The sequence below is a fragment of the Agitococcus lubricus genome, assembly GCF_003051055.1.
GTDB lineage: Bacteria > Pseudomonadota > Gammaproteobacteria > Pseudomonadales > Moraxellaceae > Agitococcus > Agitococcus lubricus.
Map to the genome: position 1 here is coordinate 591,704 of NZ_QAON01000001.1, position 9,999 is coordinate 601,702.

Here is a 9,999-nt window from a genome sequence, read left to right on the forward strand (position 1 = left end):
GAGACTAAAATCACAAAAAACAATATCAAGTATATTGTAAGGGCCGTTGAGGTTTGATTGCGGCTCACACGCAAAACACCAAAGCCCCTAGTCAATTCACTATTTTGTAACGCACAAATGGCATCACTGGAGACTTTTCATGGCTATTATCAATGGTACTGCTGGTAATGACAATTTGGCAGGTGATGCCCAGCCAAATCAGGTAATACTGGTTGAAGGTTCTGCTAATGTATCCACATGGCTAGTTTCTGATGATGATGCGGCCGTCACCATTGATTTAGGCTCAAATACCCTAAAATTAGGCGACCAAAGTTTTACAGGTACACAGTTACATATTAACAGTAATGGTACGGTCAATTTAGGGACAACTCCTTTTAGTGGTTATAATAATACAGCAGTCACCGATGCGAGTTTGCCCAATTATAGTATTGCTGTTTTTTGGGATGATTTAGTCACCAATTACAGTGCTGATGACAAAGTATTGACCAAATTTATAGATGATAATAATGATGGTATTAGTGAACGATTAATTATTCAATGGCATGCTTATCCTTACAGTAATCGCACCACGATGTTACGTTTTCAAGTGGAGTTAGCTTTAAACTCTGGTCAAGAAGGCGTGCGTGTCAACTTTTTAGATATTGCCGGAGCAGGCGCAGGTAATGGTGCGACTGTAGGCATTAAAACCCCCACTTATACCGAACAATGGTCATATAACACTGCGATTGCTCAGTCGTTTTTTAGCAGAGGCGTGTTTCAGTCAGTACCAAGTAGCGATACTTTAGATGGTGGAGCGGGTGCAGATACCTTAGCAGGCGGTGAAGGCACAGATACCTATATTGTCGATAATGTGGGCGATGTGGTCGTTGAGCGTGCATTTTTGTTTAATGCCAGCACCAGTAGTACGAATGTACAAGCAAATGCGCTTAGTGATAATCCCTTTTTGTCTGCTGATGGTAGCAAAGTTGCGTTTCAAAGTACGGCGACTAATTTAGTGGCTAATGACACTAATACGTATCAAGATATTTTTATCAAAGATTTAAGCACAGGTATTCTCAGCCGAGTGAATACCAGCAGTAGCGGTGTGCAAGCTAATAATACAAGTACTCTCAGTGATTTATCGGCAGATGGCACTAAAGTTGTATTTTTAAGTTCTGCTACTAATTTAGTAGCGGGTGATACCAATGGTTATGCAGATATTTTTCTCAAAGATGTAACTACAGGCGCTGTGACTAGAGTCAGTACCAGCAGTAGTGGTGTACAAACAAATGGCCATAATTACAGTGCTGTAGTTTCGGCTGATGGTAACAAAGTTGCCTTCTTAAGTGCGGCGACTAATTTAGTAGCGGGTGATACCAATAATCTGTTTGATATTTTTGTTAAAGATTTAAGCACAGGTGCAATTACCCGTGTGACAACTGACAGTAGCGGTACACAAGCGAATGCTCATGGTAGTAATTACATGGTGTTTTCGGCGGATGGTAGCAAAATTGCCTTTGAAAGTGATGCTACTAACTTAGTTGCTGGCGACACCAATGGTTACTTAGATATTTTTGTCAAAGATTTAATCACTGGTGTTACCACTCGTGTTAGCACGACCAGCAGTGGTCTACAAGGTAATAGTCATAGCCGTTTTAAGCCTGTATTTTCGCCTGATGGTACTAAAATCGCCTTTGTCAGTGATGCTGCCAATTTTTCCATAGGTGGTGTGGGTGGCAGACATATTTATCTTAAAGACTTAGTGACGGGTACACTGACTCAAGTGAGTACCGATAGTAACAATGCCCAAATCAACTTTAGTATCAATGAAAATCCTGTCTTTTTAGAAAACGGTACCAAAATCGCGTTTACAAGTAATGCGACCGATTTAGTCGCAGGTGATACGAATGGCAAAATTGATGTTTTTATTAAAGATTTAATTACGGGCGCAGTGACTCGTGAGAGTGTTAACGCCAGTGGTACACAAGCGGATGCCAATAGTATTTCGCTGTCAAGTAATGGTACTAAGCTGGTGTTTTCGAGTGATGCCAGTAACTTAGTAGCTAGCGATACCAATACCTTTAGAGATATTTTTGTCAAAACATTAAGTGGTGATGTTGATACCGTCCAGTCCAGTGTGTCTTATAGCTTAAGCAATCATGTTGAAAATTTGACCTTAACAGGGAGTGCTAACATAAATGGTACAGGCAATAGCCTAAATAATGTACTCATCGGTAATAGTGGCAACAATATGCTGACAGGAGGGGCAGGTAACGACACGCTAACTGGCGGATTGGGTAATGACACGTTAGAGGGTGGCACAGGTCAAGACACGGCGGTGTATAGTGGTACTTGGTCACAATATATCGTCACGGGCAGCACAGTGACAGGTATACACGGTACCGATAGTTTAAGCAGTATTGAGTTTTTAAGTTTTAATGGCCTGACGGTTTCCTTAGCCAATGCCATCAACAAAGCACCTGTTGCGGTTAATGATAATAATAATAGCGACCCATTGAGTGAAGCAGGCCATAATGTGGCTGGTGATAACACCGCCATAGGAAATGTGTTAACTAATGATACCGATGCCGACATTGCCTTAGGGTTTGACGAAATGCTCGTAGTGAGTGCCATCACAGGCGGCACAGTTGGTAGTGCGGTCACAGGCACGTATGGCAGTATTGTCTTAAATGCTAATGGTAGTTATGTCTATACCTTAAATAATGATGACCTAGATACCCAAGCCTTAGTCACAGGCCAAACAGTCACTGAGGTATTTAGCTATACCATGAGAGATTTACAGGGTGTAAGCAAAACAGCAACTCTCACGTTAAGCATTAGTGGTTCAGATGATAGCGGCACCCTTGTTGGTACAGCAGGCCATGATAATCTGAGTGCATTAAGTGGTGATGATGTTTTAATCGGCTTGGCAGGTAATGACACCTTAAATGGTGGCTTAGGTATAGATACCTTAATGGGCGGCTTAGATAACGATATTTATAGTGTTGATAGCATTACAGACAGCATTGTTGAAGCAGAAAACGAAGGTACAGATACCGTCCAAAGCAGCGTGTCTTTTTCATTAGATGGCATAAGCCATGTCGAAAATTTAACCTTGACCACGAACAATAACTTAGTGGCTACAGGGAATGAATTAAACAACATCCTCACTGGTAATGGTGGTAATAATACCCTAGATGGTGGTGTGGGTGCAGATACCTTAAATGGTGGTGAAGGGAGTGATACCTATATTGTAGATAATGTCGGCGATGTTGTCTTTGAGCCATTTACCATGAGTAGGGTTAATACCAGTAGTATAGGTATACAAGCTAATGGCTCTAGCATGAATGCCGTATTTTTGCCAAATATCAATAAAATTGCCTTTGAAAGTTGGGGTACTAATTTAGTTGCTAATGACACCAATAATAGACCCGATATTTTTATTAAAGACTTAACGACAGGCGTGCTGAGTCGGGTGAGTACTAACAGCAGTAATCAACAAGCGAATGATCTAAGTTTTAATGCAACCTTTTCGGCTGATGCCAACAAAATGGCTTTTGATAGCCAAGCCACTAATTTAATTGGCACTGATACCAATGGCTTTATTGATGTCTTCGTTAAAAATTTAACAACAGGTGCAGTGACCAGAGCCAGTACCAATAGCAGTGGCGTGCAAGGAAATGGGCATAGTTTATATTCAGTGATTTCCGCCGATGGTAACAAAGTCGCATTTTACAGTGATGCCAGCAATTTGGTTGACAATGATACGAATGGCGTACGTGATATTTTTGTTAAAGATTTACTGAGTCATCAATTAACACGTGTGAGTACGAGTAGCACAGCGACGGAAGCAAATGCGGCAAGTCATTCGGTCATGTTTTTTGCCAATGGTGATAAAGTTGCTTTTTACAGTGCGGCCAGTAATTTAGTTGCTGACGATGGTAATGGTGGTGCCGATATTTTTATCAAAGACCTAAACACAGGTGCGTTGACTCGCGTCAGCACCAGCAGTACAGGCCAAGAAGCTAATGGCGAAAGTACGAATTATCGTATCTCTCATGATGGGTCTTTGTTAGTATTTCAGAGTAACTCTACCAATCTAGTCGATGGGATAACTACGACCTACACACAAATTTTTGCCAAAAATCTGATTACGGGTGCGGTAAGTTTGGTGAGTGCCAATGTGAATGGTACACAAAGTGAGTATGGTAGTATAAATCCTATATTGTCTGCCGATGGTACTAAGGTTCTATTTGAGAGTGCATCACGTAACCTAGTGACTGGCTATGCTAGCAATGGTACTAATATTTTTATGAAAAACTTAGTCACAGGTGAAGTGACTCATATTAGTACGACTAATTTGGATGCTTATGCGGGTAATAGCAGCACCAGAGCAAATTTTGCGACTGATGGAAGTAAAGTTGTTTTTGAGAGTGAGGCAACTAATATAGTCGCAGGTGATAGTAATAATAGTATAAAAGATATTTTTGTACGTGACCTGACGGTGGGTGCAGGGGCAATTGATACCGTACAAGCCAGTATTTCTTATACGCTAGTCCGAGCAATAGAAAACTTGGTATTAACAGGCACAAGTGATATTACTGGTACGGGTAATCAACAAAATAACGTGATTACAGGTAATAGTGGCAACAATACCTTAAATGGTGCAGGTGGTATAGACACCTTAGTGGGTGGTGCAGGTAATGACACTTATGTGGTGGATAGTACCACAGATACCATTACTGAATTAGAAAACCAAGGCACAGATACGGTTGAAGCGAATATTAGCTTTTCTTTAGCCACAATTAACCCTGTTGAAAATCTAAGTTTAACAGGCAGTGCTAATATAAACGCCACAGGTAATAGTCTAAACAACGTCATTACAGGCAATAGTGGCAATAATATATTAGACGGTGGTGATGGAGTTGATACCTTAATCGGTGGTACAGGCAACGATACTTATGTGGTGGATAGTACCACAGATACCATTACTGAATTAGAAAACCAAGGCTCAGATACAGTTCAGAGTAATGTTAGTTTTTCTTTAGCCACACTTAACCATGTCGAAAACTTGAGTTTAACAGGCAGTGCTAATATCAACGCCACAGGTAATGACCTGAATAACGTGATTACGGGCAATAGCGGTGATAATGTTTTAGACGGTGGTGATGGAGTTGATACCTTAGTGGGTGGTACAGGCAACGATACCTATGTCGTGGATAGTCTAACCGATACGCTCACTGAATTAGAAAATCAAGGCACAGATATAGTGCAGAGCAGTATTAGTTTTTCTTTGGCCACACTTAACCATGTCGAAAATTTAACTTTAACAGGTACGGCTAATATTACGGCAACTGGTAATAACCTAGATAATGTCATCACTGGTAATAGTAGTGATAATACTTTAGTGGGTGGATTGGGTGATGATACCTATGTCGTGGATAGCCTGACCGACACCATCACCGAATTAGAAAACGAAGGCACAGATACCGTTGCCGCGAGTATTAGCTTTTCTTTAGCAGCTATCAATCATGTCGAAAATCTAAGTTTAACAGGCAGTGCTAACCTTAACGCCACAGGTAATAGTCTAAACAACGTCATTACAGGTAATAGTGGGGATAATGTTTTAGGTGGTGGTGACGGTGTCGATAGCTTAGTGGGTGGTATAGGTAACGATACTTATGTGGTTGATAGTACAACGGATACCATCACTGAATTAGAAAATCAAGGCACAGACACGATTGCCGCGAGCATTAACTTTTCTTTAGCCTCTGTAAATCATGTTGAAAACTTAAGTTTAACAGGCAGTAGCAATATCAATGCGATAGGTAATAGCCTAAACAATATCATCACAGGTAATAGTGGTAATAATATTTTAGACGGAGGTGACGGTGTCGATAGCTTAGTGGGTGGTATAGGTAACGATACTTATGTGGTTGATAGTACAACGGATACCATCACTGAATTAGAGAATCAAGGCACAGATACGATTGCCGCGAGCATTAACTTTTCTTTAGCCTCTGTAAATCATGTTGAAAACTTAAGTTTAACAGGCAGTAGCAATATCAATGCGACAGGTAATAGCCTAAACAATATCATCACAGGTAATAGTGGTAATAATATTTTAGACGGAGGTGATGGGGCTGATACCCTAGTAGGAGGGTTAGGAGACGATACTCTCACAGGTGGTGCAGGACAAGACACCGCAAGTTATAGTGGCGATTGGTTGCAGTACACAGTGAGTGGTAACGTTGATAACGCCATTATCACAGGATTAGACGGCACAGATACTTTGTCGGGTATCGAGTGGCTAAGTTTTAATGGTACTGTGGTTGCGCTTGTTGACGCAATTAACGTAGCACCTGTGGCCGTGAATGATAATAATAACAGTGATGCGTTGGTTGAAGCAGGTGGATTAAGCACAGGTGATGCTACGGCAACAGGCAATGTGTTAAGCAACGACACCGATGCCAACTTAGGTTTAGGCTTAAATGAAAGTTTAATAATAAGCAATATTGTTGGTGGCACAGTCGGTAGTAGTATTGCAGGGACTTATGGCAGTTTAGTGTTAAATGCCAATGGTAGTTATGTTTATACACTTAATAATAATGACGTTGACACTCAAGCATTGGTAAGTGGTCAAACAGTCACCGAAGTGTTTAGTTATACCGTCACCGATGCCCGTGGACTATCAGCAAATGCCAGTTTAACTCTCAGCATTAGTGGCAGTGATGATTTTATTGCAGGGACAGCCAACAGTGAACAACTGATAGGAACAAGTGCTAACGATATTATTTATGGTTTTGCAGGCAACGATACCTTAGAGGGCGGTTTGGGTGCGGATACATTATATGGTGGTTCGGGCAGTGACACCTATATCATTGATAATATCGGTGATGCAATTATGGGGGAGCAATCCCTATTTACCATGGTCAGTACCTCAACGGCGGGTGTGCAAAGTAACGGTACTAGTGTAAGTCCCGTATTTTCACCTGATGGCACAAAAGTCGTTTTTGCTAGCGGTGCTTCTAATTTAGTCGCCAATGATACCAATGGCAATTATGATATTTTTATTAAAGACTTAAGCACAGGTGTCACTACACGTATCAATACAGGCAGTAACGGCGAGCAACTAACGGGCTTTCATTTTAGTAACTATAGTTTAAGTCGCGTCTTTTCACCTGATAGTACAAAAATCGTCTTTCAAAGTAATGCCAGTAATTTGGTGACAGGCGATAGCAATAATAGCACGGATATTTTTGTCAAAGATTTGAATACAGGTGCGGTGAGCCGAGTAAGTACAGGCAGTAACGGTGAGCAATTAAACGGACAGAGTGATACGGCAAGTTTTTCATCTGATGGCACAAAAATCGTTTTTGGCAGTTATGCCAGTAATTTGGTTGTTGGAGATAGCAATAACACGTCTGATATTTTTGTCAAAAATTTAAATACAGGTGCGGTGAGCCGTGTCAGTACCAATAGCAATGGCGAGCAAGCCAATAATATGAGTTATAGGGCTGTATTTTCGGCCGATGGCACAAAAGTCGTTTTTGAAAGCAGTGCCACAAATTTAGTGGCAGGCGATACCAATAATCTAACCGATCTTTTTGTCAAAAACTTACTAACAGGGGAAGTAACCCGTGTCAATACCGACAGTAGTGGCACACAAATTACGGCCAATAATGACTCTTATCAAGCCGTATTTTCGCCTGATGGCACAAAAATCGCGTTTCAAAGTACGGCTAGTAATTTAGTGACAGATGACACCAATAACGCCTCTGATATTTTTATTAAGGATTTAATCACTGGTGCAATTAGTCGTGTGAGTACGGATAGCAGTGGTCAATTCGCGTCTAGAAAAAGTTTCAAAGCGCAATTCTCGCCTGATGGCAGCAAAATCGCTTTTGTTAGCCAAGGTATTTATTTCAATGCGAGTGATATTTTTGTTAAAGATTTAAGCACTAATATCGTGACCAGAATGACGGATAATGCAGATGCTCAGGTTGCGAATAATAGTAGCTATTATGTCATGTTTTCAGCGGACGGCTCACAAGTTGCTATTGAAAGCAGTGCGACAAATTTAGTGGCAGGTGACACTAATAATTTGTCTGATATTTTTGTTAAAGATGTGAGTGTCGATACGGTTCAAGCAAGCATCTCTTATAGTTTGACCAATAATATCGAAAATTTGCTACTCACAGGCAGTAATCATATTAATGGTACAGGCAATGGCCTTGCTAATTTGCTCACAGGCAATAGTGGTAACAACAGTTTAACAGGTGGTGCAGGCAAAGATACTTTAGTGGGTGGTGAGGGTATAGATACTTTAATTGGTGGCACAGGCAATGACACATATATTGTTGATAATACGACTGACGCCATTACCGAATTTAGCAATGAAGGAGAAGACACCGTAGAGTCGAGTGTCACATTCTCTATAGCAACCATGTCGAATGTTGAACACATCACCTTAACAGGCAATGCCAATATCAACGCCACAGGTAATTTTTCTAGTAATACCCTCAAAGGCAATACAGGTAATAATAGCTTAGAGGGAGGTTATGGGTTTGATAGTTTAGATGGTGGTGAGGGTATAGATACCTTAATTGGCGGAGCTGATAGCGACACTTATTATGTAGATAGCACCACTGACACCATTATTGAATTGGCAAATGGTGGTACAGACTTTATTGAGTCGAGTGTTAGCTTTTCTTTAGCGGAGATTAATCATGTTGAAAATCTCCGTTTAACAGGCAATGCGAATTTGACTGCCGCAGGCAACGCTTTAAATAATTACATTGCAGGGAATAGTGGTAATACAACATTTAACGGTGGATTAGGTAATGACACACTCAGTGGTGGAGGAAGCCAAGATACGGCTATTTATGCAGGCAATTGGTCACAATACACTGTCACAGGTAATGCCTTTAATGCCACAGTGACAGGCATAGAAGGGACAGATAGTCTAAGCAATATAGAGTTTTTAAGTTTTAACGGCGTGATTGTCTCGTTATTAGATGCCATTAATGATGCACCTGTTGGTATAAACGATACGAATAGCAGCGATGGATTGCTTGAAGCAGGTGGTACTAATACAGGTGATAATAGTAGCGCGGGTAATGTATTAACTAACGACACTGATGCTGATTTAGCCTTAGGACTTGGCGAAGCATTAACGGTGAGTGCCATTACGGGTGGTGTACTAGGCAGTAGCATTTTAGGCATTTATGGCAGTTTAGTCTTAAATGCTGATGGTAGCTACGTTTATACCTTAGACAACAACGATGCCGATACCGATGCTTTAGAAACAGGTCAAACAGTGACCGAAGTATTTACTTATACCGTGAGAGATATACGCGGAGTCAGTAGCACAGCTACACTAACATTCAATATTCAAGGTAGTACTGATAGTGTGTTGCTAGTCGGCACATCTGGCGATGACAATTTAGTGAGTGGTTCAGGTAATGATACCTTAAGAGGCTTAGCAGGTAACGATACCTTAAACGGTGGCTCAGGAGTAGACGTATTAGAGGGCGGCTTAGGGAATGATGTTTACACGGTAGATAATATCGCTGACCAAGTGCTTGAACAAATCAGCCAAGGAACAGATACCATCCAAGCCAGTGTCAACTATACCCTCATGGGCTATGTTGAAAACTTAGCCTTATTAGGGACTAACTCAATCAATGGCACAGGCAACAGCCTAAATAATGTACTGACAGGTAATAGTGGCAATAACATACTAAACGGCGCTAAAGGTAGCGATACCTTGTTGGGGGGTTTAGGCAACGACACTTATATGGTGGATAGTATTGGCGATGTGGTGACAGAGCTGGCAGAGCAAGGCATAGACACGGTACAAGCGACAATTAGCTATACCTTAGTAGGGCAGGTTGAGAATTTAGAATTATTGGGTGTGGCCAACCTCAAAGGGACAGGCAACGACCTGAATAATCAGTTATTAGGTAATGCAGGGAATAACGTACTGACGGCGGGATTAGGTGCGGATACCTTAAATGG

The 9,999-nt window shown here is 41.2% G+C and carries 1 protein-coding gene; it reads left to right on the forward strand.

What is annotated here, in order from left to right:
* Positions 1-139: 139 nt before the first annotated feature.
* On the forward strand, positions 140-9,999 hold a 9,860-nt coding region (locus C8N29_RS02490), incomplete at its 3' end, for a VCBS domain-containing protein (protein ID WP_107864439.1).